A 24,925-nucleotide genomic window follows, 5' to 3' on the forward strand; every position below is an offset into this window, starting at 1 on the left:
AAGACATACGGCCGTCTTTACAATGCCTTCGTGAGCGTGGAACGGTCCACGGCATGAGCGCCCCGACCATCCGTGACGTCGCCGCGCGCGCCGGCGTGTCGAAGTCGCTGGTCTCCCTGGTCCTGCGCGACGCGGCCGGGGTCCGCCCCGAAGGGGCGCGGGGAACTGCGCGACAGCCCCCACGCACCCGCGGCCGACCGGCGACGTATGCGCCCCTCTGCCTCACCTCACCGTGGCTCCGGAGGCCGCTGTCTCGGCATGTTCGGCCGGGTCCCGTTCGTGCTCGGCGGCAGCGGCGGGTACCGGCCGTTCAGATGCCCCGCATCCCCCCGCGGCCCCGCCGCCACCGCCGCCTGGATCGCGAGCGGCGCCGACCCCGTCCGGAACTCCACCATCCAGTCGGCCGTCTCGGTACGGACCAGCTCGGTCACGTCCTCCGAGAACCTCCGCAGCACCCCCAGGCACCGCTCCGCCGCCTCGCTCGCCGTCCCCTCCGCAGGACCCAGCACCTCCCGCACGCTCTCCGCCGCCCAGTCGAACTGGAGCACCTGGAGCCGCCGCTGCACCGCCTGCGCGGTCGCCATGTCCCTTATCCAGCCCGACGTCACCCCGAAGAACCGGTCGACGCCGACGCACGCGACCGCCGTCAGCAGCGCCAGATACCCCCAGGGCGCGACCCCGCCGACCACCCCGGTGAGGTCGAGGAGCGGCAGCGCCGCCCCCAGCACCGCACCCACGGCCGCCCCGCTCCGCAGCGCCCGCGCCCCGCGCCGTTTCCACACCCGGTCCGCCAGATACCACTCGGCCGTCTCCAGCGCCCCGCGCTCCACCCACCGGTACAGCTCGTCGAGCCGCTCGGCCGGCTCGCCCCAGTCCCCGAGCGGGAACGCCCGACCGGTCAGATCACCCGGCCGCAGTCCGGCCGCACCCTCGCCCCGCCCGTCCTGAGGCGGTCCCTCGGGCTGCATCTCCGGCTGACCCACCCGGCACTCCCTTACTGATCCCGACCGGTCACGTTCCGTGACACGGGCCATGGCATTGAACATGACGCCGGCCACGGCACGGGACCTGACCATGGATGCTGACGACGGGAACCCTTCCTACCGCCCAATGGGTGGCGAAGGCTTGGCTTTCGCCACTTTTCCGCCTGGAAGTGGCCCTTGATCAGGTATAGACCCCCGCTGATTCTCACTCGAAAGAGTGGCGGGGCGATGGCTGCGTCGACCACGTAGGCTCATCCACAACGGGACAACCGAGAATCGACACCCAGGAGCTGATCGTGATCCCCGGTGGTGGCCAGCCCAACATGCAGCAGCTGCTCCAGCAGGCCCAGAAGATGCAGCAGGACCTGGCACGGGCCCAGGAGGAGCTGGCGAACACGGAGGTCGACGGACAGGCGGGCGGCGGCCTGGTACGGGCCACCGTGACCGGCTCCGGCGAGCTGCGCGCGCTGCAGATCGACCCGAAGGCGGTGGACCCGGAGGACACCGAGACCCTCGCCGACCTGATCGTCGCGGCCGTGCAGGCGGCCAACGAGAACGCGCAGACGCTCCAGCAGCAGAAGCTGGGCCCGCTGGCACAGGGCCTGGGCGGCGGCAGCGGCATCCCGGGTCTGCCGTTCTGATCCCGCCGTTCTGATGTTCGTCGCCCACCAGACACCCCTACCGCCTTCCTAGGACAGGCGGCAGCCAACTACGGTACGTACCGAAAGACTCCAGGAAGGGCAGTCCGTTGTACGAAGGCGTGGTCCAGGACCTCATCGACGAGCTGGGGCGGCTGCCCGGCGTCGGTCCGAAGAGCGCGCAGCGGATCGCCTTCCACATCCTCCAGGCGGAGCCCACGGACGTACGGCGTCTGGCGCAGGCCCTCCTGGAGGTGAAGGCGAAGGTCCGCTTCTGCGCGACCTGCGGCAACGTGGCACAGGAGGAACTGTGCAACATCTGCCGCGACGCCCGCCGCGACCCCACGGTGATCTGCGTGGTGGAGGAGCCGAAGGACGTCGTCGCGATCGAGCGCACCCGGGAGTTCCGCGGCCGCTACCACGTGCTGGGCGGCGCGATCAGCCCGATCGAGGGCGTCGGCCCCGACGACCTGCGCATCCGGGAACTCCTGGCCCGCCTGGCGGACGGCACGGTGACCGAGCTCATCCTGGCCACGGACCCCAATCTCGAAGGCGAGGCGACGGCCACGTACCTCGCCCGCATGATCAAACCCATGGGCCTGAAGGTCACCCGCCTGGCCAGCGGCCTCCCGGTGGGCGGCGACCTGGAATACGCGGACGAGGTCACCCTCGGCCGCGCCTTCGAGGGGAGACGACTCCTAGATGTCTGACGCCACGCTGCACGACACGACGCTGAACCCGGACGACTTCGCGGTCCAGATCGCGGACCAGGTGGAGAGCTTCCTGGTGGCCGTCACCGAGGTGGCCAAGGGCGACGAGCCGGATTCGGCGGTCCCCTTCCTTCTCCTGGAGGTCTCCCAGATCCTGCTGGCCGGCGGTCGCCTCGGCGCGCACGAGGACATCGTCCCCGACGAGCGCTACGAGCCCGACATGGGTCCGGAACCGGACGTCGACCAGCTCCGCGAGAACTTCGCGCGCCTGCTGGACCCCATCGACGTCTACTCCGAGGTCTTCGACCCCTACGAGCCGCGCAAGGCCCCTGTCCCGGCCCGCCTCTCGGACGACCTGGCCGACATCGTCACCGACCTCCGCCACGGCATGGCCCACTACCGCGCGGGCCGTACCACCGAGGCCCTGTGGTGGTGGCAGTTCTCCTACTTCTCCAACTGGGGCCCGACCGCCTCGGCGGTGCTGCGCGCCCTCCAGTCCATCCTCATCCACGTCCGCCTGAACCAGCCCCTGGAGGAACTGGACGGCCTGGACACCGACCAGGCCACCCTCGGCGACGAAACCCTGGAATTCGAAGCAGGCCAGGTCATGCAACAGGAAATCGGCGGCCCCCTGGGATCCCGCACCCCGGCCAAGTAGGCGCCGGCCCACGACCAAGTCCCGCAGCAGGACGGCCGCCGTCGCGCCCCTCGTCGTCGACGGCACCCAGGGCATGCTGACCGCCGTGGGGCCCGCTGTGAGCCAGGGCACTTTCCGCGTGGCGGGGCGCGCGCTGGGCAGGTTCCGTTCCGGAAGCGAGCGGCCGGACACTCCCGGCGCGACGTCTCACCATGCGGGAGCAGGCCGGTGGGATTCGGACGCTCGTTAAACTGAGCCGACACAAACGAACCGAGCGAGGAGCGCACGTGGGCCTTGTCGTGCAGAAGTACGGAGGCTCCTCCGTTGCCGATGCCGAGGGCATCAAGCGCGTCGCCAAGCGGATCGTGGAAGCGAAGAAGAACGGCAACCAGGTGGTTGTCGTCGTTTCCGCGATGGGCGACACGACGGACGAGTTGATCGATCTCGCCGAGCAGGTATCCCCGATGCCTGCCGGGCGTGAGTTCGACATGCTGCTGACCGCCGGAGAGCGTATCTCCATGGCACTGCTGGCCATGGCGATCAAAAACCTGGGCCACGAGGCCCAGTCGTTCACCGGCAGCCAGGCGGGCGTGATCACCGACTCCGTGCACAACAAAGCCCGGATCATCGACGTCACGCCCGGCCGCATCCGCACCGCGCTCGACGAGGGCAACATCGCCATCGTCGCCGGTTTCCAGGGCGTCAGCGCAGACAAGAAGGACATCACCACGCTGGGGCGCGGCGGGTCCGACACCACGGCCGTGGCCCTCGCCGCCGCGCTCGACGCCGAGGTCTGCGAGATCTACACCGACGTCGACGGTGTGTTCACCGCCGACCCGCGCGTGGTGAAGAAGGCGCGGAAGATCGACTGGATCTCCTTCGAGGACATGCTGGAGCTCGCCGCCTCCGGTTCCAAGGTGCTGCTCCACCGCTGTGTGGAGTACGCCCGCCGTTACAACATCCCGATCCACGTGCGGTCCAGCTTCAGCGGACTACAGGGCACGTGGGTCAGCAGCAAGCCGATTGGGGACAAGAAGGTGGAGCAGGCCATCATCTCCGGTGTCGCGCACGACACCTCCGAGGCCAAGATCACGGTCGTCGGTGTGCCGGACAAGCCGGGTGAGGCCGCCGCCATCTTCCGGACCATCGCGGACGCCGAGATCAACATCGACATGGTCGTCCAGAACGTGTCCGCCGCGGCCACCGGCCTGACGGACATCTCCTTCACGCTGCCCAAGACCGAGGGCCGCAAGGCCATCGACGCGCTGGAGAAGAACCGTGCGGGCATCGGCTTCGACTCGCTGCGCTACGACGACCAGATCGGCAAGATCTCGCTGGTCGGCGCGGGTATGAAGACCAACCCGGGCGTCACCGCCTCGTTTTTCGAGGCGCTGTCCGACGCCGGTGTGAACATCGAGCTGATCTCGACCTCCGAGATCCGCATCTCGGTCGTCACCCGCGCCGACGACGTGCCGGAGGCCGTGCGCGCCGTGCACTCCGCCTTCGGCCTGGACTCGGACACCGACGAGGCCGTGGTCTACGGAGGCACCGGCCGATGACTGCCAAGCCGGCGCTCGCGGTCGTGGGGGCGACCGGGGCCGTCGGCACGGTCATGCTCCAGATCCTGTCCCAGCGGGCGGACGTCTGGGGCGAGATCCGCCTGATCGCCTCCGCGCGCTCGGCCGGCCGCAAGCTGACGGTGCGCGGGGAGGAGGTCGAGGTCGTCGCCCTGTCGGAGGCCGCCTTCGACGGGATCGACGTCGCCATGTTCGACGTACCCGACGAGGTGTCCGCGCACTGGGCACCGGTCGCCGCGGCCAGGGGCGTGGTCGTGGTGGACAACTCGGGCGCCTTCCGGATGGACCCGGAGGTGCCCCTCGTGGTCCCCGAGGTCAATCCGCACTGCGCCCGCAACCGGGGCCGCGGGATCATCGCCAACCCCAACTGCACCACCCTGTCGATGATCGTCGCCCTGGGCGCGCTGCACGCCGAGTTCGGGCTGCGCGAGCTGGTGGTGTCGTCGTACCAGGCGGTGAGCGGGGCCGGGCGGGCCGGCGTGGAGACGCTGCGGGCCCAGCTGTCGCTGGTGGCCGGTACGGAGCTGGGCACCAAGCCCGGTGACGTGCGGCGGGCCGTCGGGGACAGCACCGGGCCGTTCCCGGAGCCGGTCGCGCTCAACGTCGTACCGTGGGCCGGGTCGCTGCGGGAGGACGGCTGGTCCTCGGAGGAGATGAAGGTCCGGGACGAGTCCCGCAAGATCCTCGGGCTGCCGAGGCTGCCGGTCGCGGTGACGTGTGTCCGGGTGCCGGTGGTGACCACGCACTCCCTGACCGTGCACGCCCGGTTCCAGGGCGAGGTCACGGTCGGCAAGGCCCGGGAGATCCTCGACACGGCCCCGGGTGTCGTCCTCTTCGACAACCCCGCCGCCGGCGAGTTCCCGACGCCGGCCGACGTGGTGGGCACCGATCCGACCTGGGTCGGGCGGGTCCGGCGGGCGCTCGACGACCCGACCGCCCTGGAGCTCTTCGTGTGCGGCGACAACCTCCGCAAGGGGGCCGCGCTGAACACCGCGCAGATCGCCGAGCTGGTGGCGGCCGAGCTGACCGGCCGTTCAGGAACGGCGGAGTTTGCGTGAACAACCGGTGACCACGGGAAACGCCCTTGATGGGAGCGGGCCCACGGTTAGGATTCCCGTAAGGAATGTGGTCCGGAGCATGGTCCGGACCTCTTGAACCCGGGGCCCTTGGCGTTCGAAGATTTTCCTCCCCGTCCTCCGCAACCACGCGGGCGGCGGGGAGCGTCTTTGCGAACGCCCACTTACCGGGCGCTTACGTGATCACGGCCTCCGAGGCGTGGGGACGCATGATCCTGGCGTGGGGACGCCGTGATCTGGGCGTGGGGACGCCCGTTCATATGGGACATAAGGGAAGAGCGGGACGAATGTCGGCGATCGAGGCACCGTCGGGTGTGCTGCCGGACGCGCGAAGAGCGATGTCGAGCCCGCCCGGCGAACGGGCCGGCGGAGGTGGCGTGAACGCGTCCGGCACGTCCGCCGCAAAAGTGACGCCCGGCACGTACAACCCCGGCGGGGGTGAACGTGTCCAACATGCGTGGCAGAGGTACTCGAACTCAGTGCGCCCCGCGGCGCGACGGCCCTTCGGCCGCCCCGCGCCGGCCTGCGCCCCCGCGTGTCCGGCGCGCCCGGCGGCATGCCGGTGATCGCGCCCATGCCCGCAGCGCGGCCCACCCGCATACCCAGCCAGCGCGACGACGCGGAAGGGACGGCGGCCGCCGGTACGACGGTCGACCACCTCACCGAGACCTACCGGGCCCACTACCGTTCGCTCCTCGGCCTCGCCGCGCTCCTCCTCGACGACACCGCCTCCTGCGAGGACGTCGTCCAGGAGGCGTTCATCCGAGTCCACTCCGCCCGCAAACGCGTCCGCGACCCGGAGAAGACCCTGGCCTACCTCCGCCAGACGGTCGTCAACCTCTCCCGCTCCGCGCTGCGCCGCCGCATCCTCGGCCTCAAGCTCCTCTCCAAGCCGATGCCCGACATGGCGAGCGCGGAGGAGGGGGCGTACGACCAGCTGGAGCGGCGTGACCTCATCAAGGCGATGAAGGGGCTGCAGCGCCGGCAGCGCGAGGTCCTGGTGCTGCGGTACTTCGCCGACATGACCGAGGCCCAGGTCGCCGAGACGCTCGGCATCTCGCTGGGATCGGTGAAGGCGTACGGCTCGCGCGGCATCGCGGCGCTGCGGGTCGCCATGGAGGCCTCGGCATGACGGACAGCCCCGAGGGAGGCGACTCACATGATCGCCACGAGCCCTACGCCTGGCACGAGCCGACGGGGGACCGGGAGGCTCCCGGCCCGGATTCGCCAGGCCACGAGCAAGAGCACAAGCAATCGCACGCTGGGAACGGAACTGTGAACCACGGCCCCGACGAAAAGGGCCCGGAGGGCCTCGGACAGGGCTCTGAAGGGCTCCGGAGCGGGCTCGGCCCCTTCGGCTCCGGCTTCGGCCGCGGTGCCGAGGGCCCCGCCGACCCGGACGGACCCTCCGACGACGCCCTGGACGCACTCGGTACGGACGAGCTGGCCCTGCGCCGGCTGCTGCACACCGCGGTCGACGACCTCGCGCCCCGCGACGGCGCCCTGGACCGGCTGCGCCGCGCGGTGCCCGCCCGCCGGGCCCGCAAGCGCCAGGCCGCCGTCGGCATGGCCGCCGCCGCCCTGTTCATCGGCACCGCGATCCCGGCCCTCGTGCACGTCTCCAACTCCGGCGGCACCGACCCCAACACCTCCATGGCAGGCCAGGCCTCGCAGGCCCAGGGCGGCTCCGCAGGCGGCAAGAGCCCGGACGGCGGCTCCGGCACCGCGGGCGGCTCAGGCGGCCAGACGGCCAGCCGGCCCCCCGGCGACACCAAGGGCGGCGGCAAGGACGAGAGCACCGGGACCGCCGGCGGCACCAAGGTCGTCCCCACGGCGGGCGCCGCCAGCAGCGCCCCCGTCTGCACCTCGGCCCAGCTCGGCACCCCGGCCGCCACCGTCGGCGCCCCCGACTCGACGGGCGTCGTCTACGGCACCTTCCGCGTCGTGAACGTGTCGACGACGAGCTGTACCGTCGGCGGCCCCGGCACCGTGAGCTCCCTCGCGCAGGGCGCGGCCGACCCCAGCAAGGTCCTCACCGCCCGGCACACCTCGGGTGACGCGGCGGCCGGGCTGCCCGACCCGACGACCGAGCTCACCGGCCTGGTCCTGGCGCCCGGCGCGGCCTACGAGGAGAAGTTCGGCTTCGTCCCGTCGGAGACCTGCCCCACCACCGGCTCCAGCGGCGGTTCCACCGACAGCCCCTCGACCTCCCCGAGCCCGTCCGAGGACGCGAGCAGCGGCACCGGTACGACCACGAGCGGGTCCGAAGGCGCCACCACCCAGCTGCTCACCGAGGACGGCACGGCCGACGGCAGCATCGCCGTGTCGTACACCCCGGAGGCCGGGTCCCCGACCGGCTCGACGACGGTGCCCAACGCATGCGCCGGGACGGTCTACTGGACCGGGGTCCTGTCCGCGGTGTGACGGCCGCCGTGGCCGCGGCCCCGGGCGCGGATGTCCGCGGCGGGGCCGGTCAGACCGCCGCGGTCGGCCGGCCGGCCTCCTCGTCCGGGACCAGGCCGAGCTCCGCGTCCCGCGCGAACTCCACCTCGCGGCGCAGCAGCCGGAACCACATGAACACCACGAACCCCGCGAACACGAACCACTCGCCGGTGTAGCCGAGGTTCTGGAACGCCTTCAGGTCGAGCCCCGAGTTGTCCGGCGCGGTCGCCGGCACGGCCGTCATCCCCGAGTCGGCCTTGTCCAGGGTGATCCACGCGTCGTACACCGGGTACGGCACCAGGTTCACCAGCGAGGCCGCGCTGATCGCCGCCGTCTGTCCCGACGGCAGCCCGCCCTGGGCGCTGACGCCGTTGTCCCCCGGTGTCTCGGAGGCCTGGAGCGCGCCGGTGACGGTGACCTCGCCGGTGGGCGGGGCGGGAGCCCGGGAGGCGTCCGCCTTGCCGGGCAGCCAGCCGCGGACCACGGGCAGGGCCCTGCCGGAGTCGGTGCGCAGCAGGGTCAGCACGTAGAAGCCGTCGTGGCCGTCGAGCTGCCGGCCGGGCACCAGCAGCTGCTTGGCGTACCGGCCGCTGACGGTGGCGCGCTTGCCGGAGGTGGTCTGGTCGACGGGGAGCAGGTCGGCCAGCGGCCGGGCCGCTTCCGTCCGGGCCGTCTCGACCTGCTTGTCGGCGGTGCGGTGCGCGTTCACCCGCGCCTCGAATCGGCTCAGCTGCCACGACCCCATGAAGATGCAGAACGGGATGGCGAGCAGCACGAAGACGTTGATGCCCCACCAGCGGGGTGTCAGCAGGAACCGGTACACCCTGTCCACGGTACGGGGCGCTTTGCGGGGGGTTGGGGGTGGGGTGGCCCGCGTCGGCCGCTCCGCTCCCGGCTGTTCGCAAAGTTATCCACAGGCCACGGGCGCGACCCAGCGCATTGTGGGCGGGGGCAGGCACTATGGGGCCATGACTGCGGCCATGAGTGAGAGCGACATGCCGGACTGGGAGAAGCGCTTCCGCGCCCCTCGGGTCTCCCTGCCGGACTGGGCGGAGGACGCCCCCGACCGTTCCCTGTTCGTGTCGAACGCGACGGGGACGTACGAGCTGTACGCCTGGGACCGCGCCAGCGGCGAGCAGAGGCAGGCGACGAACCGGCCGAACGGCACGACGGACGGGCTGCTCTCCCCGGACGGCGCGTGGATCTGGTGGTTCGACGACAAGGACGGTGACGAGTTCGGCGTCTGGCGCCGCCAGCCCTTCGGAGGCGGCGCCGACGAGGAGGCGGCACCGGGCCTGGAGCCGTCCTACCCCTCGGGCCTGGCGCTCGGCCGGGACGGCCGCACGGCGGTCGTCGGCCGCTCCACGGATGCCGAGGGTACGACGATCTACCTGGTCAGAACCGGTGAGGCGCCCGTGGAGATCTACCGGCACGCGGAGTCCGCGGGCGTCGGCGACCTCTCCCACGACGGGTCGCTGATCGCGATCGAGCACACCGAGCACGGTGACGCGATGCACTCGGCGCTGCGGGTGGTCCGCCCCGACGGCACGAAGGTCGCCGAGCTGGACGACACCAGGGGCGGCGCGGAGGAACTGGGCCTGGAGGTGCTGGGCTTCGCCCCGGTCGACGGCGACCCGCGGCTGCTCATCGGCCATCAGCGGCGGGGCCGCTGGGAGCCGCTGGTCTGGGACGTCGTGACCGGCGAGCAGACGGACCTGACCCTGGACCTGCCGGGCGACGTGAGCGCCGAGTGGTATCCGGACGGCAGCGCCCTGCTGATCGCGCACAGCCACAAGGCCCGCAGCGAACTCTTCCGCTACGACCTGGGGACGCACGAGCTGACCCGGATCCCCACCCCGCCGGGATCCGTCTCCGGGGCCACGGCCCGCCCGGACGGCACGGTCGAGTACCTCTGGTCGTCGGCCGCCGAGCCGCCGGTGGTCCGCTCCACGACGGGCGCGGTCGTCCTGGACCCGCCGGGGATGAAGTGCCCCCCGTCGGTCCCGGTCACGGACGCGTGGGTGGAGGGTCCGGGCGGCCGCATCCACGCCCTGATCCAGAAGCCGGCCGGCGCGGTCGGCCCGCTGCCCACCGTCTTCGACCTGCACGGCGGCCCGACCTGGCACGACAGCGACGGCTTCGCGGCCGGCCCGGCGGCCTGGGTCGACCACGGCTACGCGGTGGTCCGCATCAACTACCGCGGCTCCACCGGCTACGGCCGCGCCTGGACGGACGCGCTGAAGCACCGGGTGGGCCTGATCGAGCTGGAGGACGTCGCGGCGGTGCGGGACTGGGCGGTCGAGTCCGGCCTCGCCGACCCGGACCGGCTGATCCTGACCGGCGGTTCCTGGGGCGGCTACCTCACCCTCCTCGGCCTCGGCACCCAGCCCGAGTCCTGGGCCGTGGGCATCGCCGTCGTCCCGGTCGCCGACTACGTCACGGCGTACCACGACGAGATGGAGTCACTGAAGGCGATGGACCGCACGCTGCTGGGCGGCACGCCGGAAGAGGTCCCCGACCGCTTCGCGGCCTCCTCGCCCCTGACCTACGTCGACGACGTGAAGGCCCCCGTCTACATCTCGGCCGGCGTCAACGACCCGCGCTGCCCGATCCGCCAGATCGACAACTACGTCAGCCGCCTGGCGGCCCGCTCGGCCCCCCACGAGGTGTACCGCTACGACGCGGGCCACGGCTCCCTGGTGGTCGACGAACGCATCAAGCAACTGAGGCTGGAAATGGAGTTCGCGGAACGCCACCTGAAAGAGAAGGCCGAGGCACCCCTTTAGGCCCACGGCCACTGAAGCGCCCCGTCAGGGGCGCTGGGGGTACCCCCGGCCGAAGGCTGGGGGAGGAACTGCGCGCTCAGCCCCCGCTCACCCGCAGTGACCCACCAACCGGCCCCACCCTCGCCCACCCACCCCCGGCTCTCAACCGGGCGGCTGGGTGGGCGGCACCCGCCCGGACAACTCCGCCAGCCCCCTCCGTGTCGCGGCGACCACCACCCGGTCCCCGCCCCGCATCACGTACTCCCCGTCCGCGACCCCCGCCCGGCCCTCCAACCCCAGCACCCGCCAGGCCCCCGCCCGGAACGCCCCCGCCACGGTCCGCCCCTCCAACTGCGGATGCCCGCCCACCGCCAGCACCGCCACCAGCAGCACCTTCCGCTCCACCGGCACCGCCCCGAGGACCTGCCGCCCCAGCATCGCCCCCGCGAAGGACGGCGCCGCCAGATACGACACACTCCGGCTCCGGGTGAGCGCCCGCGGATGCGCCGCCCGCAGGGTCCGGTACACGGCGGTCGCGAAGTCGTCGTCGTACAGCCGCAGCACGGCCTTGAGATCCGGCCGCACGGACCGCGCGTACAGCACGGCCTCCAGATTCGTCGTGTCCGCGCTGGTCACCGCGAGCAGCGCCTGTGCCCGATGGATCTTGGCGGCCTCCAGGACCCCTTCCTGGGTGACGTCCCCGAGCACCACCGGCACCCGCAGCCGCCGCGCCACCGCCAGCCCGCGCGCGTCCGGATCGGACTCCACGCACACCACCGGGACGTGCAGTTCGTGCAGCCGGGTCAGCACCCGCGTGCCGATCTTGCCCAGCCCGAGCAGCACCACGTGCCCGCTCAGCCCGCGCGGCGGCTTCCGCAACGCGGACGCGGTCCGGAAGGTCCCGAGCGCTTCGAGGACCGCCGCCAGCAGCACCGGCAGCAGCAGCAAGCCCATCAGCCCCGACAGCAACTGGAGGATCTGCCGGCCGACCGAGGCCCCGATCGCGGGGTCGTCGATGGCGAACAGGTCGAGGAGCGTGTAGTAGAAGGCCCGTACCGGGTGGATGCCCGTCACCACCGACAGCGCGATCGCGAGCGCGATCACGCACCCCACGAGCCCGGCCAGCGACCACCTGAGCCGTCGCGAGAACAGCGAGGCGAGCGCCGGTACGACCCCGGCCCCGACCCCGCCGCCGCGCCCGCCCGGTGCCGTCGTCCCCGCGGACGTCGACACCTGCTCCAGCACCATCACGCCCCGCTCGCCCGCGGCCCGTACCTCCGCCTCGTCGGGCAGCAGCCGCGGCCCCTGGTCACCCGCGACCCCCGCGGGCAGTGGACCCGTGTTGTTGGGGGAGAGCAACGCCAGCGGGAACAGGCCCGGCCGGGTGCCCTGCCGGGTCACCGCACCTGATCCCGGCGGCAGTTCGACCGCCCGCAGCACCAGCCCGTCGGTCTGGATGACCTTGCCGTTCCCGGCGAGCGCGGTGGCGGCGAGCGCGGGGGCCGCGGTGTCGGCGTCGGAGAGCACGGTCGTGGCGGCGTCCCCCGCACCGCCGTCCGCGTCGCCGACCGCCAACGTGGCCGCCTGGTCGAGGAGTTCCTCGATGTGCTGGCCAAGCCGCCGGTTGTACAGCCGCAGCACCAGCCGCAGCCGGGGGTTCAGGCGGCGGGCGGTGAGGGCGGCGCGGATGTTGGTCTCGTCGTCGTCATAGACGAGGGCGAGCGCGGCGGCCCGTTCCACGCCCGCCTCGGCGAGCACGGCCTCGGTGGCTTCGGGGGCCTCCAACACGCGTTCCCCGTGCGGGCCTTCGCCGGTGCCCGGACCGGTGCCGCCGGTCCCACCGGCGCTGCCGCTGCCGCCACCCCCGTTCCCGCCGTTGCCGCCCGCCCGGGCGACGGCGGCGCTGACCACCCGGTCCAGCAGCGCGGCCGAGGCGGCACGGGCGCGTCCCACGACCGGTGGGCGGGCGGTGCGTTCGTTCGGCGGCACGACCAGGGTGACCTGTTCGCCGTACACCGTGCGCAACTCGGCGGCCAGCCGGTGCGCGAGCCCGTCGTCCCCGCACACCACCATGGGTGCCGGGCCACCACCTTGATACGGAACGCTCGCCACGAGGGAAAAGACTGCCTCAACGGGACGCATGGTTCCAGCAACGAAGTGAACAGCCGCCCCGGTCCGCCCGTAGGGAGGGGGAGGGAGCATAATCCCGGATCTGACCGAAGTGCCGGAGGTATCCGACCCGTGGCCATCACCGAGAAAGCCGCCCCGCCCGGGCCGGCCCCCCAGGACGAGCCCCCCGGCGGCGCCGACACCACCGAGCACGGCGGGCCCACCGGGCATGCTGATCACCCCGCCGGTCTGGCCGTCCCCGCCGGTTCCGTCGGCGCCGACCGTGCCGAGCAGGAGGGCTGGCACCTCAACTCGCCCTTGGTCCTGACCCTGTTGCTGCTCCTGGTCGTGGTCTTCCAGGGGCCGGTGCGCGGTGCGCTGGCGAAGCCGGTGATGCAGAGCTGGATGACGGTGTTCGTGGCGGTGGTCGTCCAGGCGCTCCCCTTCCTCGTGCTGGGCGTACTGCTCTCCGCGGCGATCGCGGTGTTCGTACCCCCCTCGTTCTTCGCGCGCGCCCTGCCCAGCCGCCCCGCCCTGGCCGTGCCCGTCGCGGGCCTGGCCGGTGTGGTCCTGCCGGGGTGCGAGTGCGCGTCGGTCCCGGTGGCCGGAGCCCTGGTCCGCCGGGGCGTCACGCCCGCCGCGGCCATCGCCTTCCTCCTCTCCGCCCCGGCGATCAACCCGATCGTGCTGACGGCGACGGCGGTGGCGTTCCCGCGCAACCCCGAGATGGTGCTGGCCCGGTTCGGCGGCAGCCTCCTGGTGGCGTGCGCGATGGGCTGGCTGTGGCAGCGGCTCGGCCGCACCGACTGGCTGCGCACGCCGGCGCACGCGCACCACGAGGGCGAGACGAAGGCGGAGGCCTTCTGGTCCTCGGTCCGGCACGACACCATGCACGCGGGCGGCTTCCTGGTGCTCGGTGCGATGGCCGCGGCGACGCTGAAGGCGGTGGCCCCGGCGGAGTGGCTGCGGACCGCGGCCGCCAACCCGGTGGTGGCGATCCTCGCCCTGTCGGTCCTGGCCGTGCTGCTGTCCATCTGCTCGGAGGCGGACGCGTTCGTGGCGGCCTCCCTGACCCAGTTCTCCCTCACCGCCAAGCTGGCGTTCCTGATCGTGGGGCCGATGATCGACCTCAAGCTCTTCGCGATGCAGGCGGGCACCTTCGGCCGCGGCTTCGCCCTGCGGTTCGCCCCGGCCACCTTCGCCGCCGCGATCGCGGGCGCGGTCCTGACCGGGGCGGTGCTGCTGTGAACCGGCAGGCACAGGCGGCGGTGATGTTCCTGGTGGGGGCGGCCCTGCTGCACGCGGGCATGACCGACCTCTACCTTCGCTACGTCAAGGCGGGCCTGCAACCGCTCATCCTGGCGGCGGGCGCGGTCCTGATCGTCGCGGCCCTGGCGACGGCATGGTACGAGTGGCGAGCCCGCACCCGCACGCACGCCACATCCGACGACGCCCACGCCCACGAGGACGCTCACGACGACGCCCACGCCGGCGCCCACGGCCCCGCCCACCCGGAACCCCGCATCTCCTGGCTCCTGGTCCTCCCCCTCCTCGCCCTGATCCTGGTCGCCCCGCCCGCGCTGGGCTCCTACAGCGCGGTGCGCGCCGGTACGGCCCTGCAACAGCCGTACGGCTACATGAAGTTGCCGACGTCCGACCCGATCCCGCTCAACCTGGTCGACTACGCGGGCCGCGCGGTCTACGACCACGGCCGCTCGTTCGGCGGCAGGAGCGTGCGCATTACCGGTTTCGTGGCCCTGGACAAGAGCGGCGCCCCCTACCTGGTCCGGATGGCCCTCAACTGCTGCGCGGCGGACGCCCAGCCGGTGAAGGTGGCCCTGACGGGCAAGATCCCCCCGGTCCTCCAGCCGGACGCCTGGCTCCAGGTGACGGGCACCTACACCGCCCGCGTCACCCACGACCCGGTGAACAACGGCCCGATCCCCTACCTCACGGTCACGCAGGCCAAGCCCATCCCGGCCCCGTCCGACCCGTACGACGAGAGCTGGAACAACTGACCCCGGTCAGGGCCAGGTGCGCTCGACACGGTCACACCGCACCGCGTACGCCGCCGGACCGCCTTCCTCGACGGCCCGGTGGATCGCGTCCCATGCTGGTTGTCGAGGTAGAACAGCACGGCCTCGCGCTCCAGGACAGGTTGGATCTCCAGGTCCCGGGTCTTGATCCGCCCGTCCTTCGAGAGAGGGACCCAGGACCGGTCGAGACCGTATGCGATCCACTCCTCGTCCGGCATGTTCTGCCCATCGGCCGGGAAGGCGTCGCCGATGCGGTGGACCGTCCAACCGCACGCCCGCAGTCCCTCCGCCACACGACGTCCGAGATTCCGGTCGAGGAAGAACTCAGGCGGCAAGGTGCACCACTGCCCGGCAGAGTGCCTCCACCTGCTCGGGCGTCATGTCGTAGTCGTAGGCGATGTCCTCGACTGTCTCCCCGGCCTCCCAGAGGTCTGTGATGGCCTTCACCGTGACCCGGTTGGCGGCCACCACGGGGAGACCGTGACCGAACCGCGGATCGATCACGACGGGGACCGACTCCGGGTACTGCCTCAGCCGCAGGCTGGACGGGAAGTCCTCGCCGGGCTCCCAGGTGAGGTAACGGAGGTAGTCGGAGACGACCTCCTTGATGGGGACCTGGCCGTCGCGTGCCCTGCGGAGATCCCCCCACCCGTGCTCGACGAAGATGTCCACGCCGTCCGTGGCGATCCGCTGGGACACGAGACCGTAAGGGGTGTCGAAGGCGTCCCGTACGGCGGCGGCGGCCTCCCTGATCTCGCTCATGCGGAGACCGAGGGAACGCAGAGAACGAAGGACGTGCGCTTCGGCCACCGCGATGAACGGCACCGAAGGCTGCCCCTTGCGCACCGGCTCCACCTGGTGGACCAGCGGTGCTCCGGCGGCCTTGCCCTTCAGCCACGTGCCGAGAGTCGACTGCGGAATCTCGAGGTAGGAGGCCGTTTCCGTGGGCGTCAGGAATCCGTCCGTGAACCTGTCGACCATGCCCCACCTCCTCCTGCCGCCGGATCTCGCATCGTCGCACATCAAGCCTCCCACCGGCGGGTGGACCGCACACCCAGCCACCGGCTCAACCGGCCGCGCGTAGCGAGCTTTCGGGGCGGCAGTCTCGGCAGCGGCCTGGTTGGGGTGCGCGAAACGCTCGCTCGCAGCCGTCGCAGGTCTGGAAGGGGCGGACGGGCGGGCGTTCCGTTTCGCGCTCCGCGGGGAGTCGAGGCGGGGCGGGCAAGGGTGTCTCGCGCAGGCGGAAGGCGAGGACGCCTGCCGGGCGGGCCCGGAAACGGTCGGGCAGGCCGGTGGTGAGGAACTCGGTGAGCCGGGGCGCGTCGACGCCGGCCGCGAGCCATACGGAGACGGCCGGTGCGAGGCGTGCGGCCTCCTGCTCGGAGAGGACCAGACGCGGATCGACGCGGCGCAGTGCGGTGAGTACGGCGATGGCGCGGGGGTCGGCGGCAGCGAGCGGGACGGACGGCTCGGCCCCGGGCGCCGATGCCGGAACGACCGGGGCCGCGGTGGGGCTCCTGCGAGGGGCGCGCGGCTTCGGCGGTTCGGGAGGGGCGGGATCGCCGCCGGGTACGTCGTAGAAGTAGGTCCGCGTGCGGATCTGCCCGGTGGACAGCCGCTCGCGGCGGCGCTCCAGGTACCCGGCCGCCTCCAGTTCCCTGAGGGCCCGGGAGATCAGGATCTCGCCCTCGGCGAAGTGCTCGCAGAGGGCGGCGATACTCACGGGGGAGCCGTCGGGCAGGGAGGACATGTACGCCGCGACGCCCACCGTGACCGCGCTGCCGCGCCGCTGCGCGAGGGCGTTGGAGAGCACGGTGAAGTCGGCGGTGAGCCGGGTGCGGACGTGGATCACGCCGGAGGTCGGGAGTCCGGCGTCGGCGCGCGAGGGCGCGTTAGACTGCGGTTCAGCCATCGGGAAGGCGTCTACTTCCTGATCGGTCAGGCCCTCGTTCGGGATGCCAGTCCCGGCCGGGGGCCGTCGTCTGTGTGCGGTTGTCGCGGCGAACGTAACGGTCCGTGTCCCGCCCCTGCAAGCCGGTCACCCGGACGGGTGACGCGGGCCGTGCGGCCGGGGAGGGTGGGCGGGCGGGTAGTTCTTTCCCCCGGTTCTTTGGGGAGGTCAGCGCCCCACCGGACCCTCGCGGACAAGGGCCCGGCGAGCCCGGCGCGGGGACGGCGCCCGGAGCCCGGCGGACTCGGTGACGGCGGCCCTCAGCCCTTCAACGCGCCTATGAAAGCGGCCCAGGCGGTGGCTTCGAAGCACAGTGCCGGACCGTGCGGGACCTTGCTGTCACGGACGGGAACGGCGCCGGGGAACCCGTCGGCCACCTCCACGCAGTCGCCCCCCTCCTGATTGCTGTAGCTGCTCCTGCGCCAGACGGCGCCGTTCAGATCGGGACGGGACGTTCGCTCCACGGTGACTGTCCTCCATCACGGCTCGGATCATGTCGAGCGACATGAGCGGGGGCAGGGCTGCCGCCCGTAGCCGATCGTAGGTCAGTGCGAAACTCCTGACCTCATGGGTTTCCTCGATGAGTTGGCCGTAGTGAGCACCCTCCGTGTAGGCGGCTTCCGAGTCGTCCGGCATGGTCAGGAGGGTGAGCGAGCCGCCCATGACGTCGTGCTCGCCCTGGTCGAACGGCAGTACCTGCACGGTGAGATGAGGTTCCGCGGCGGCATCGAGCAGTCGGTCCAACTGCTCCCGCATGACTGCCGGGCCGCCGACCGGACGCCTCAGCACCGCCTCGTCGAGGACCACCCACAACTCCGGCCGGTCGGCTCCGCCGAGCCGTGCCTGACGGCCCATGCGGGCGCTGACCCGCTTCTCCAACTGCTGCTTGCCGTCGAGTGTTCGACCGACGCTCAGCACGGCCCGCGCGTACTCCTCCGTCTGCAACAAGCCCGGCACCACGTGCGCAGCGTACTGCCGGATGACCACCGCCCGCTCCGAGTACGCCATGAACTTCCGTGACCAGTCCGGGAACGCCTCCCGGTACACGTACGGCCACAGCTCGACCAGCAGGTCTTCGGCACCCAGGACCGCGTCCAGCGCCCGCGCCAGTTCGAGCGTCGGCTTCGCCCCGGAGGCCCGCTCGATCTGCGTGATCCGGGTGCTCACCACGTGCACGGCGGCGCCCAGTTCGGCCTGGGTCAGTCCGGCGGCGACGCGGAGTCTTCGTACCCGTGCGCCGAACAGCGCCGCCATCGACGTACTGGAGTCAATTCCATTGGCCAAGGCGTCACTTCCGTCCCTTACGAACCGAGAAGTAAGGCTGTGTCACTTTCCGAGCCTAGGGCGCTCCGACGACTCTTGGGTACGGAACGTAATGACTCGTGTACAGGTGAGGGCGGGCGGGCTGTGCTGACAGAAGCGGCCACATCGGAGAAGGAACCCAGGGGACCGTGGGGGAGCGTGCAGTTCGCGTCCTCCGCCCAAGGTGCGCGGCACGCTCGGCACCATGCCGTGCAGCGGATGGCGGAGTGGGGGTTTCCCGCCGAGTCCGACGTGTCGTGCGCGGTCGCTCTCGTCGTCGCCGAACTCGCCGCCAACGCGGTGCGGCACGGCCGGGTGCCGGGGCACACCTTCGGTCTCCGGCTCGACTTCGACACCGCGGCGGACCTGGTGCGCGTCGAGGTCGCTGACGCCGCCGCGAAGAGGCCGCCCGCCGCCGCGCCCTCGTCCTTCCCCGACGGGGAGTCGGGCCGCGGTCTGCTCCTCGTGGACGCCCTGGCCCTGCGGTGGGGCTGGATGCCTCGTCAGCCCGTGGGCAAGACGGTGTGGGCGGAGGTGTCCGTGACGGCTTGTCGCCATTGACGCCCGGCTTGTTCGGCCACGACGAGGGCTACCGCGCACGACGCGGTCGACGGTCGGTGCTTCCCAACAGCCTGGCCTGCTCACTCTTCAACTGCGTGAACCGGTCGCGGGTGTACTCCCGCAGCCCGTGGCCGGGGAACCCCACGACCGACAGATGCTCCGTGAAGTCGCCCTGCGCCCAGCGCGCGGCGGTTATCTCGTAGCCGGAGACATGCGCACAGAGCTGTAGCAGTGCCTCGGGCATCTCCTCCTCGATGAGCAGGTCCGCCCTGGTGACCACCACGTCCCGCATCGCCCGGATGTTGGGGATGAACACGCTCGTGGCCCAGGTCCGCCACCGGGCGAGTTCCTCCTCGCTCGGCGGTATGTCGTGGTCGAACGGGTCCCTGCCGTCCTCCCGGGCGTACATCACCGAGAAGGTGTCGTAGACCCGGCTGTTGGCCTCCATCAGCGCGAACAGAGGGCCGTAGAAGTTGTTCAACTGCGCATTGACCCGGTCCAGTCGGGCTTGCCGTTGGGTGAGACGCAGGCCGTTGACATACGTCGCCAGGTAGCCGAGGAATGCCAGCCCGACAGTCAGGATCATGGTGAACATGGGAGGTGATGGTAGGGCGCCTCCCCGGCGCGGACTCCTTGCGCGTCACGCCCGGCCCGCCACGTCCTGGCCGGTCCTGTCCTGCTTCAGAACCAGTGCAGGCAGGGCGGGGCCCGGTCCGTCGGGACGCAGTCGGCCTTGCCGTCGCGGACGGTCAGCAGGTAGCGGTCGTGCTCGCCGAGGAACGGGTCGTCGACGTCGAGGACGAGCTCGCCGTCCGTGAACCAGCCGCGCGCGGTCAGCGCACGCGGGACGTCCAGCAGCCGCACCCAGAGCCAGTCCATGTCGCCACTCACCTCGGCGGCGCGGTAGTCCGCGAGCTGCCAGCGCAGCGGGTGGTCGGGCGCGCCATGCTTGAACACGACCTTGGTGACCAGGTCGTGTTCGAGCAGGAACCGAATTACGGCCGTCCCGGTTCCGGTTCCGGGACCGACCCCGGTCCTCGCCACGCGCCGTCCCCGGCTACGCGCTGCCGACCGCGTCCTGGTCGTCCGCCGTCGCCCTCACTGTCGTCTCCGGGGCCGAAGCCGCGAGCGGGATCGTGCCGCCGTCGGCCAGGAGGGGCTTCGTGTCCCGTGAGCGGCCGGTCAGGCGGCGGGCCAGGGGTTCGGTGTAGCGGGCCGTCAGGGGGCCGAGGATGACGAGGATCAGGACGTAGGCGGTGGCCAGGGGGCCCAGGGAGGGTTCTATGCCCGCCGTGACCGCGAGGCCGGCTATGACGATCGAGAACTCGCCGCGGGCCACCAGGGTGCCGCCCGCCCGCCAGCGGCCCCGCGCCGAGATCCCGGCGCGCTTCGCGGCCCAGTAGCCCGTGGCGATCTTCGTCAGCGCGGTGACGACCGCGAGCGCGAGCGCGGGCAGCAGTACCGGCGGGATGCTCGACGGGTCCGTGTGCAGGCCGAAGAAGACGAAGAAGACGGCCGCGAACAGGTCACGCAGGGGTGCCAGCAGGTGGTGGGCGCCCTCCGCGACCTCCCCGGAGAGCGCTATGCCGACGAGGAACGCGCCCACCGCGGCGGAGACCTGGAGCTGCTGGGCGATGCCCGCGACGAGGAGGGTCAGACCCAGCACCACGAGCAGCAGCTTCTCGGAGTCGTCGCTGGAGACGAAACGGGAGATGTGCCTGCCGTACCGGACGGCGATCAGGAGGACCAGTCCGGCCACCCCGAGGGCGATGGCGAGGGTCAGGCTGCCGGCGGCCAGACCGGCGCCGGCCAGCAGCGCGGTGACGATCGGCAGGTAGACGGCCATGGAGAGGTCCTCGAGGACCAGGATGCTCAGGATGACCGGGGTCTCCCGGTTGCCGAGCCGTCCCAGGTCACCGAGGACCTTGGCGATCACCCCGGACGACGAGATCCAGGTGACGCCGGCCAGCACCACGGCGGCCACCGGCCCCCAGCCCAGCAGGAGGGCCATGACGGCACCCGGCAGCGCGTTGAGCGCGGCGTCCACCAGGCCCGCGGGGTACTGGGTCTTCAGGTTGGAGACGAGATCGCTGGCGGTGTACTCCAGACCGAGCATCAGGAGCAGCAGTACGACACCGATCTCGGCGCCGATCGCGACGAACTCCTCGCTGGTGCCGAGCGGGTAGATGCCGCCCTTGCCGAAGGCGAGCCCGGCCAGCAGGTAGAGGGGTATGGGCGAGAAGCTGAAGCGTCCGGCGAGCCGGCCGAGCAGGCCCAGGCCGAGGATGATCGCCCCGAACTCGATCAGGAAGACGGCGGAGTCGTGCACGGCGGCCTCACTCCCGCCCGAGTATCGCGGCGGCCGCGTCGACGCCCTCACGGGTGCCGATCACGATGAGCGTGTCCCCGCCGGCGAGCCGGAAGTCCGGCGCGGGCGACGGGACCGCCTCGGCGCGGCGCAGCACGGCCACGATGGAGACACCGGTCTCGGTCCGCATCCGGGTCTCGCCCAGCACCCGGCCGTTCCAGTGCGAGGTCGCGCTCAGCTCGATCCGCTCGGCGACCAGGCCGAGGTCGGTGGTGGACAGCAGGTTCGGGCTGTGGTGCGTCGGCATCAGCGCGTCGATGAGCGCCGCCGTCTCACCCGAGGACAACCGCACCGACAGGGCACACGCGTCGGGATCCTCCTGGCGGTAGGCGCTCAGAATGCGCGATCCGTCCCGGTGCGCGACCACGGACAGTCTGCCCTGCTCCCGCGTGGTGAGGTCGTAACGGACCCCGATTCCCGGCAACGGCGTCCTGCTCAGGCGTGGAGCCCCCAAGACCGTCTCCCTGTCTCGTCCTGTCGGTTTCTTTGCGCTTTCTTTAACGACACCCTAACGGGCGCGGCCGGAAAGCGGTCCGTTCTCAGGACGGGTACGGGCTCAGGACGGGTACGGGACGTAGCAGTCCAGGGCCGGGTGGTACAGGGACTGCCAGGTGCGGGCCCCGACGACACCGCTCGCGGGCAGGCCGTGGCAGGTCTGGATCCACTCGATCTTCTTCAGCAGGGCGGTGCCGTAGATCCCGTCGGGCGCCAGCTTGGGCGGCCGGCCGCCCCACGCGTTGCTGAGGCACTGCGCCTGTCTGACCGCCGCTCCGGTGTCGCCGTACGTGAGGGTCGGCCGGAAGTCCGGGGACACGTAGGCGCAGGAGTCCGCGGGGGTGGCGGCCACCGCGGTGTGGGGTGCGGCGAGGCCCAGCAGGGCGGTCGCGGCGAGCGTCACGGCCGAGGTGAGCAGTCTGTTGCGTCTCATGCCCGCTCCTTCAGGGCGACTTTCAGAGCGACTTCGCCCATGGTCGCGCGCGGGCGGTGGGGTCCGCGAGTCGGGAGCGGGGGGAGGGGGAGGGCGGTGGCGGCCGTCCTCCCCGGTCCTGCGGATCCGGTCAGTGCAGGCGCAGGGCCTCGCGGACCGTGGTGAACAGGTCGGTCTGGTTGGTGACGCCGAGGACGCGGTAGGCGAACGGCCCCTGCGCGGCGATCCGGACCTGCGTACCGGTGTGCTCCTGCGACAGGCCCGGCGTGTTGGACGAGTAGTTGACCTTCAGCTGCTGGCCCTCGTCGGTGACGAGGGTCGAGGACAGGCCGGGCGGGGTGGCCTCCAGCGGGACGATCTGGCTGGTGTGGCCGTGGTCGGCGGTGGTGACGACCAGCGTGTCGGGGTGCTTGGCCGCGTACGCGCGGGCGACCTTGACGGCCTTGTCGAAGGCGGCGGTCTCGCCGATCTGGCCGCACGGGTCGGCCGCGTGGTCCTGCTTGTCGATGGAGGCACCCTCGATCTGCAGGAAGAAGCCCTGCTTCGAGTGCTTGGCCTGCTGCTTGGCCTCCAGGAGCTGGATCGCCCTGGTGGCGGAGTCCGCGAGGCTCGGTGTGGTGGCCGGGCGGTTCGGGTTGGAGGTGACGCAGCGCTGCGGGCCGGTGCCGCCGACGGCCGCCGCCTTGCCGGTCCACTCCACCGGCACGTTGCCGGAGGCGAGCAGGCCGAGCACCGGCTTGCCGGCCTTCGCTTCCTTCAGGCCCGCGCTGTCGGTGACCACCTGGTAGCCGAGCTTCCGCGCCTGCTGGGTGACGGTCAGGCCCTTGTACTTCCCGTCGGTCACCGTCTGGTCGAAGCGCTGCTTGCCGCCGCCGATGAGGACGTCGACCTTGTGGTTCACGGACTGCTCGGCGATCGAGCCGGGGCCGCCGGCCGCGATGGTGTCCTTCGCGCACTTGGCCATGTCGGCCGGGCCCTGGCAGGAACGGTCGGTGACGTGCGAGGCGAGCACGGCCGGGGTGGCGTCGGTGAGCTCGGCCGTGGTCACGCTGCCGGTGGCGTAGCCGTTCTGCTGCGCCAGCTCCAGGATCGTCTTCACGGCCTTGTCGCTGCCGGGCGTCTTGGAGATACGGCCGTTGACGGTCTTCACGCCGGTCGCCCAGCCGGTGCCGCTGGCCGCGGAGTCGGTGACGTAGTCCGGGGTGCCGTCCTCGTGCACCGCGTACGTGGTGTAGGCGCCGGTGAGCGGCAGCTTGTCCATGTTCAGGCGGCCGTTCGCGCCGACCGTGTAGTCGCGGGCGAGGGTGATCTCCGAGTCGCCCATGCCGTCGCCGATCAGCAGGATGACGTTCTTCGCCTTCCCGCCCTGGATGGCGTTCTTCGCCTGCTGGGCGCTGTCGAAGGCGCCGGCCGCGGTGGTCACCGCCACGGCGGCGGTGGCCGCGGTGAGCACGGCGGTGGCGGCCACGAGGTGACGGCGGCGGGTGGATCGGGGCATGGATACGACTCCTTGTGCGTCGGTGTGCGGATGCGACGACCAACGCGGGTCAGATCACCATGTCCACGCAAAGCCAAGGTAAATGGCTGGTCCTCCTGGAGTATCGGAAACGTAACGTGCGAGGTGAGCACGGCTCGCCCACGGGCGGGATCGCCCACGGCGCGTCCGGCCCACGGCACGGCTCGCCCACGGCGGGGTCGCCCGGCCGACGACGGGCTAGGAACCGGTGGTGACGCCCGCCGTCTCGGCGGTCCCGGTCCCGGTCTCGGCTCCAGCTCCAGCCCCAGCCCCGGTCTCGGCTTCGGCGGAGGCCCCGGCTCCGGCCCCGGCCCCGGTCCCCGCTCCCGTGGAGGCGCGCCGGTCGCGTGCGGCGGTGAGTCCGCCGAGCATGGCCATGCCCAGGCAGCCGAGCAGGATCACCGTGGACGGCGCCTTCAGCATCGACAGGCCGGACCCGGTGAGCAGCACGACCAGCGCCCAGCGCACCGCGGGGCCCGCGACCCGGCTGGAGACGACGGAGCCGAGCAGCACGCCCGGGACGGCTCCGACCAGCAGGGTCGCCGCCAGCCCCAGGTCGGCGTCGCCGACGAGGACGTGGCCGAGGGCGGCGGCGGCCACCATGGGGATGGCCTGCACCAGGTCCGTGCCGACGAGGTGGCTGGCCTTCAGCCGAGGGTGGGCCAGCATCAGCATCACGATGATCAGGGAGCCCGAGCCGACCGAGGTCATCCCCACGATCACCCCGCCGACCAGTCCGATGAGCGGCGTCACCACGGGCCGTACCGGGACGTGCTCGTCCTCGTCGGCCGGGTCCGGGCGGCGGCGGTCGAGCCAGAGGCGGGCCAGCATGCCGGCGACGGCGAGCAGCAGCGCCGTACCGACGACGTACTTGACGCGCTGCTGGAGTGCGTCGCCGTCGCCGAGCGCGCGGAGCAGGAACACCCCGCCGAACGCGGCCGGTACGGCGGTGGGCAGCAGCCGGCGCACGATGTCCCAGCGCACGGTCCCCGCCCGCTGGTGGACCAGGGCGCCGAACGGCTTCATGAACACGGACGCGGCCAGGTCGCTGCCGATGGCCGCCGTGGGGTTCACCCCGAACACCATGACCATGATCGGGGTCATCAGCGCTCCGCCGCCCATGCCGGTGAGCCCCACGGCAAAGCCGACCAGGGCTCCGGCGACGACGATCGGAACGGTGGAATCCATGCGCGGGACCGTAACCACCATTCCTATGGGAAAGGTGTGGAAAGGCCCGTCGTACCGTTCTCACCTGCGTGTTTCAGCGCCCTGAAGCCCGTGCCGGCGGACTGAAACCGGGCTGAAGCCGAACTGAACCGGCGCGGC

The 24,925-nt window shown here is 71.9% G+C and carries 25 protein-coding genes and 1 pseudogene; 11 read left to right on the forward strand and 15 right to left on the reverse strand.

Annotation, left to right across the window (positions count from 1 at the left end):
• Positions 1–227: 227 nt before the first annotated feature.
• Positions 228–983, reverse strand: a complete 756-nt coding sequence (locus MB828_RS07900) for an SLATT domain-containing protein (protein ID WP_301647540.1) — start codon at positions 981–983, stop codon at positions 228–230.
• A 296-nt stretch (positions 984–1,279) separates the two neighbouring features.
• Between MB828_RS07900 and MB828_RS07905 the strand changes: the two genes are divergently transcribed.
• The 7 genes from MB828_RS07905 (at position 1,280) to MB828_RS07935 (ending at position 8,045) form a co-directional block, all read left to right on the forward strand.
• Positions 1,280–1,624, forward strand: coding sequence for a YbaB/EbfC family nucleoid-associated protein (locus MB828_RS07905; protein WP_133023445.1), 345 nt, complete (start codon positions 1,280–1,282; stop codon positions 1,622–1,624).
• Between the two features lie 107 nt (positions 1,625–1,731).
• Positions 1,732–2,331 (forward strand): recombination mediator RecR, encoded by a 600-nt coding sequence (recR, locus tag MB828_RS07910; RefSeq protein ID WP_046732256.1) that lies wholly within the window; start codon positions 1,732–1,734, stop codon positions 2,329–2,331.
• Positions 2,324–2,989 carry a DUF5063 domain-containing protein gene (locus MB828_RS07915; RefSeq protein WP_301647541.1) on the forward strand — a complete coding sequence of 222 codons (666 nt, stop codon included), beginning with the start codon at positions 2,324–2,326 and terminating at the stop codon, positions 2,987–2,989. Before recR ends, MB828_RS07915 begins: the two co-directional genes overlap by 8 nt.
• A gap of 266 nt (positions 2,990–3,255) precedes the next feature.
• A complete protein-coding gene (locus tag MB828_RS07920) occupies positions 3,256–4,527 on the forward strand; it encodes an aspartate kinase (RefSeq protein WP_133023443.1) in 1,272 nt (423 codons plus the stop codon).
• On the forward strand, positions 4,524–5,603 hold the full coding sequence (locus MB828_RS07925) for an aspartate-semialdehyde dehydrogenase (RefSeq protein ID WP_301647542.1): 1,080 nt from the start codon (positions 4,524–4,526) through the stop codon (positions 5,601–5,603). The genes MB828_RS07920 and MB828_RS07925 overlap by 4 nt, the downstream gene beginning before the upstream one ends.
• 475 nt (positions 5,604–6,078) lie before the next feature.
• Positions 6,079–6,753: a SigE family RNA polymerase sigma factor gene (locus MB828_RS07930; RefSeq protein WP_207920578.1), complete on the forward strand. Its 675-nt coding sequence runs from the start codon at positions 6,079–6,081 to the stop codon at positions 6,751–6,753.
• A gap of 143 nt (positions 6,754–6,896) precedes the next feature.
• Positions 6,897–8,045 carry a hypothetical protein gene (locus tag MB828_RS07935; RefSeq protein ID WP_301647543.1) on the forward strand — a complete coding sequence of 383 codons (1,149 nt, stop codon included), beginning with the start codon at positions 6,897–6,899 and terminating at the stop codon, positions 8,043–8,045.
• 49 nt (positions 8,046–8,094) lie between these two features.
• Here the strand turns inward: MB828_RS07935 and MB828_RS07940 are convergent, their stop codons facing one another.
• Positions 8,095–8,886, reverse strand: a complete 792-nt coding sequence (locus MB828_RS07940) for an SURF1 family protein (protein WP_301647544.1) — start codon at positions 8,884–8,886, stop codon at positions 8,095–8,097.
• Between the two features lie 157 nt (positions 8,887–9,043).
• Here MB828_RS07940 and MB828_RS07945 point away from each other — a divergent pair, with 157 nt between their 5' ends.
• Positions 9,044–10,849 carry a S9 family peptidase gene (locus MB828_RS07945; RefSeq protein WP_301647545.1) on the forward strand — a complete coding sequence of 602 codons (1,806 nt, stop codon included), beginning with the start codon at positions 9,044–9,046 and terminating at the stop codon, positions 10,847–10,849.
• A gap of 141 nt (positions 10,850–10,990) precedes the next feature.
• On the opposite strand, the gene MB828_RS07950 is transcribed toward MB828_RS07945, so the two are convergent.
• A complete protein-coding gene (locus MB828_RS07950) occupies positions 10,991–12,901 on the reverse strand; it encodes an NAD-binding protein (protein ID WP_301647546.1) in 1,911 nt (636 codons plus the stop codon).
• Between the two features lie 285 nt (positions 12,902–13,186).
• Between MB828_RS07950 and MB828_RS07955 the strand changes: the two genes are divergently transcribed.
• Both MB828_RS07955 and MB828_RS07960 read left to right on the forward strand, forming a co-directional pair.
• Complete coding sequence (locus MB828_RS07955) at positions 13,187–14,185, forward strand: permease (RefSeq protein ID WP_301647607.1); 999 nt, start codon at positions 13,187–13,189, stop codon at positions 14,183–14,185.
• A complete protein-coding gene (locus MB828_RS07960; RefSeq protein WP_301647547.1) occupies positions 14,182–14,955 on the forward strand; it encodes a TIGR03943 family putative permease subunit in 774 nt (257 codons plus the stop codon). Before MB828_RS07955 ends, MB828_RS07960 begins: the two co-directional genes overlap by 4 nt.
• Here MB828_RS07960 and MB828_RS07965 read toward each other — a convergent pair.
• The 5 genes from MB828_RS07965 to MB828_RS07985 all read right to left on the reverse strand — a co-directional run bounded on the left by MB828_RS07965 (position 14,883) and on the right by MB828_RS07985 (position 18,178).
• Entirely contained in the window at positions 14,883–15,266 is a 384-nt protein-coding gene (locus MB828_RS07965) for a hypothetical protein (RefSeq protein ID WP_301647548.1), read from the reverse strand. The two genes, MB828_RS07960 and MB828_RS07965, sit on opposite strands and share 73 nt — an antisense overlap.
• Positions 15,267–15,297: 31 nt before the next feature.
• The gene (locus MB828_RS07970) at positions 15,298–15,954 is read right to left on the reverse strand and encodes a DUF433 domain-containing protein (RefSeq protein WP_301647549.1); all 657 of its coding nucleotides are present in this window, start codon (positions 15,952–15,954) and stop codon (positions 15,298–15,300) included.
• Positions 15,955–16,039: 85 nt separating this feature from the next.
• A complete protein-coding gene (locus tag MB828_RS07975) occupies positions 16,040–16,885 on the reverse strand; it encodes a hypothetical protein (RefSeq protein ID WP_301647550.1) in 846 nt (281 codons plus the stop codon).
• Positions 16,886–17,184: 299 nt separating this feature from the next.
• Positions 17,185–17,307, reverse strand: a complete 123-nt coding sequence (locus tag MB828_RS07980) for a DUF397 domain-containing protein (RefSeq protein WP_343236154.1) — start codon at positions 17,305–17,307, stop codon at positions 17,185–17,187.
• Complete coding sequence (locus MB828_RS07985) at positions 17,264–18,178, reverse strand: helix-turn-helix domain-containing protein (protein ID WP_301647609.1); 915 nt, start codon at positions 18,176–18,178, stop codon at positions 17,264–17,266. The genes MB828_RS07980 and MB828_RS07985 overlap by 44 nt, the downstream gene beginning before the upstream one ends.
• Positions 18,179–18,331: 153 nt before the next feature.
• On the opposite strand from MB828_RS07985, the gene MB828_RS07990 reads away from it, so the two are divergent.
• Positions 18,332–18,787: an ATP-binding protein gene (locus tag MB828_RS07990; protein ID WP_301647551.1), complete on the forward strand. Its 456-nt coding sequence runs from the start codon at positions 18,332–18,334 to the stop codon at positions 18,785–18,787.
• Positions 18,788–18,815: 28 nt separating this feature from the next.
• On the opposite strand, the gene MB828_RS07995 is transcribed toward MB828_RS07990, so the two are convergent.
• The 7 genes and pseudogenes from MB828_RS07995 to MB828_RS08025 all read right to left on the reverse strand — a co-directional run bounded on the left by MB828_RS07995 (position 18,816) and on the right by MB828_RS08025 (position 24,787).
• Positions 18,816–19,382: a hypothetical protein gene (locus tag MB828_RS07995; protein WP_301647552.1), complete on the reverse strand. Its 567-nt coding sequence runs from the start codon at positions 19,380–19,382 to the stop codon at positions 18,816–18,818.
• Between the two features lie 107 nt (positions 19,383–19,489).
• Positions 19,490–19,792, reverse strand: a pseudogene (locus MB828_RS08000) (sterol carrier protein domain-containing protein); the annotation flags it as partial.
• A 52-nt stretch (positions 19,793–19,844) separates the two neighbouring features.
• A complete protein-coding gene (locus MB828_RS08005; RefSeq protein ID WP_301647553.1) occupies positions 19,845–21,116 on the reverse strand; it encodes a cation:proton antiporter in 1,272 nt (423 codons plus the stop codon).
• Positions 21,117–21,123: 7 nt separating this feature from the next.
• Positions 21,124–21,609 carry a cation:proton antiporter regulatory subunit gene (locus MB828_RS08010; protein WP_301647554.1) on the reverse strand — a complete coding sequence of 162 codons (486 nt, stop codon included), beginning with the start codon at positions 21,607–21,609 and terminating at the stop codon, positions 21,124–21,126.
• Positions 21,610–21,711: 102 nt separating this feature from the next.
• Positions 21,712–22,083: a peptidoglycan-binding domain-containing protein gene (locus MB828_RS08015; RefSeq protein ID WP_301647555.1), complete on the reverse strand. Its 372-nt coding sequence runs from the start codon at positions 22,081–22,083 to the stop codon at positions 21,712–21,714.
• Between the two features lie 130 nt (positions 22,084–22,213).
• Positions 22,214–23,581, reverse strand: coding sequence for an alkaline phosphatase (locus MB828_RS08020; RefSeq protein ID WP_301647556.1), 1,368 nt, complete (start codon positions 23,579–23,581; stop codon positions 22,214–22,216).
• A 216-nt stretch (positions 23,582–23,797) separates the two neighbouring features.
• A complete protein-coding gene (locus MB828_RS08025; protein ID WP_301647557.1) occupies positions 23,798–24,787 on the reverse strand; it encodes a sulfite exporter TauE/SafE family protein in 990 nt (329 codons plus the stop codon).
• Positions 24,788–24,925 lie beyond the last annotated feature (138 nt).

The sequence above is a fragment of the Streptomyces arenae genome, from assembly GCF_022343545.1.
GTDB classification, from domain to species: Bacteria; Actinomycetota; Actinomycetes; order Streptomycetales; family Streptomycetaceae; genus Streptomyces; species Streptomyces humi.

Bases quoted from the DNA above. Each gene is read 5' to 3' on its own strand.
- MB828_RS07925 (WP_301647542.1), top strand. From the start codon at position 4,524: ATGACTGCCAAGCCGGCGCTCGCGGTCGTGGGGGCGACCGGGGCCGTC.
- MB828_RS07995 (WP_301647552.1), bottom strand. From the start codon at position 19,382: ATGTTCACCATGATCCTGACTGTCGGGCTGGCATTCCTCGGCTACCTG.
- MB828_RS08020 (WP_301647556.1), bottom strand. From the start codon at position 23,581: ATGCCCCGATCCACCCGCCGCCGTCACCTCGTGGCCGCCACCGCCGTG.
- MB828_RS07975 (WP_301647550.1), bottom strand. From the start codon at position 16,885: ATGGCTGAACCGCAGTCTAACGCGCCCTCGCGCGCCGACGCCGGACTC.
- MB828_RS07950 (WP_301647546.1), bottom strand. From the start codon at position 12,901: ATGGTGGTGTGCGGGGACGACGGGCTCGCGCACCGGCTGGCCGCCGAG.
- MB828_RS07945 (WP_301647545.1), top strand. From the start codon at position 9,044: ATGAGTGAGAGCGACATGCCGGACTGGGAGAAGCGCTTCCGCGCCCCT.
- MB828_RS07985 (WP_301647609.1), bottom strand. From the start codon at position 18,178: ATGGCGGCGCTGTTCGGCGCACGGGTACGAAGACTCCGCGTCGCCGCC.
- MB828_RS08015 (WP_301647555.1), bottom strand. From the start codon at position 22,083: ATGAGACGCAACAGACTGCTCACCTCGGCCGTGACGCTCGCCGCGACC.
- MB828_RS07915 (WP_301647541.1), top strand. From the start codon at position 2,324: ATGTCTGACGCCACGCTGCACGACACGACGCTGAACCCGGACGACTTC.
- MB828_RS08025 (WP_301647557.1), bottom strand. From the start codon at position 24,787: ATGGATTCCACCGTTCCGATCGTCGTCGCCGGAGCCCTGGTCGGCTTT.
- MB828_RS07970 (WP_301647549.1), bottom strand. From the start codon at position 15,954: ATGGTCGACAGGTTCACGGACGGATTCCTGACGCCCACGGAAACGGCC.